The following is a 1,226-nucleotide window of genomic DNA, read 5'->3' as shown; positions in this document are numbered from 1 at the left end:
ATGTCCTTAAAGTAGACCGACAGGCCTTCGTTGCCCGGGTAGGCAGATACCTCGAACCATTTCCCCAGTGTGGGATAAACCTCTTCAAAGGTGACCATTTTCCCGGTGGCCATGGCCTTGTGGTACTGCGCATAGAACTCTAGCTCAACGGCATCGGAATATTCGTCCCAAAGCTTTTTGCCCACAATGTCCTTTCTTTTCCTTCCCAGCACATGTTCGGCCTCCTTGTTCCAATAGGTCACCGTCCAATCACTGTCAACGGCAAAAAAGGCGTCCCCGATGCTCTCCAAGATCTGGTTCTTTTCATTATAGGAGCGTTCCAGTTCTTGGTTGGTCATGGAGGTTTCTATTGCCGTGGCAAGGTTGGTCGTTATGGTTCTTAGAAAGGAAATATCATCTTGACTCCAATTTCTTTCGTTTTTACAGTCGTCAAAACCAATAAAACCCCAAAACTTTTTATTGACCCATAACGGGAATACCAAAATGGATCTGATATCCTGTTCAAGAAGAAGCCTTTTGGTCTCTGTATCCGGCATCTCACTGACTATGGCCTTGAAAGCCTTATTTTGGGCCAGGGGCTGCATAAAATCCTGTACCATACTAAAGGGAACATTCTGGAGTATGGGGTTGTTGACTTGTGAAAGAGCCTCTTCCCTGCTCCATTCCAAACGCTGGCTGGTTTCCAGTTCGCCTGTTTTTTCATTAAGGGAGTTTTGGAAATAATATATCCGGTCCGCTTTAATGCACTTGCCCACTTTCCCGAACGCTTTTTCAACTACTTTGAACCAGTCGTCATAATTGAGCAGCTCGGTGTTCATCTCGGCAATGATGTCCAGCTGTTGCGTCTTGTGCAAAATTTTCTCGTTTGCCTTCTTTTTTTGGGTAATGTCCCTAAAAAACACACTGATGCCCTCTTGCGATGGATAGGCATTGACCTCCAACCAAAGGCCATAATAATCCTCAAAGGAGATGGGTTCACGGGTCTTGAGCACCTTGTTGTAGTTGGTGTAGGAAGGCAGGTCCATCGCATCGGGGAACACCTCCCAAAGATTTTTGCCGACAAGGTCCTCCCTTTTCACCCCTAGTAAGCGTTCCGCGGTCTTGTTCCAATAGGTCACCGTGAAGTCCTCCTTCATGGCAAAAAAGGCATCCCCGATGCTCTCCAGGATCTGGTTTTTCTCCCGAAAGGCAGCCTCCAGTGCCCCTGCGGCCCTTTTCCTTTCGTC

At 47.5% G+C, this 1,226-nt stretch carries 1 protein-coding gene; it reads right to left on the bottom strand.

Annotation, left to right across the window (positions count from 1 at the left end; translation table 11 throughout):
* A partial coding sequence (locus VM932_RS16655) for a PAS domain-containing protein (RefSeq protein ID WP_326280419.1) occupies positions 1 to 1,226 on the bottom strand: 1,226 nt, incomplete at both ends.

Source organism: Flagellimonas halotolerans, from assembly GCF_035818535.1.
Taxonomy (GTDB): domain Bacteria; phylum Bacteroidota; class Bacteroidia; order Flavobacteriales; family Flavobacteriaceae; genus Flagellimonas; species Flagellimonas halotolerans.
Note: the sequence above shows the minus strand (reverse complement) of the source record. Positions and strands in the feature narration are given on the sequence as shown.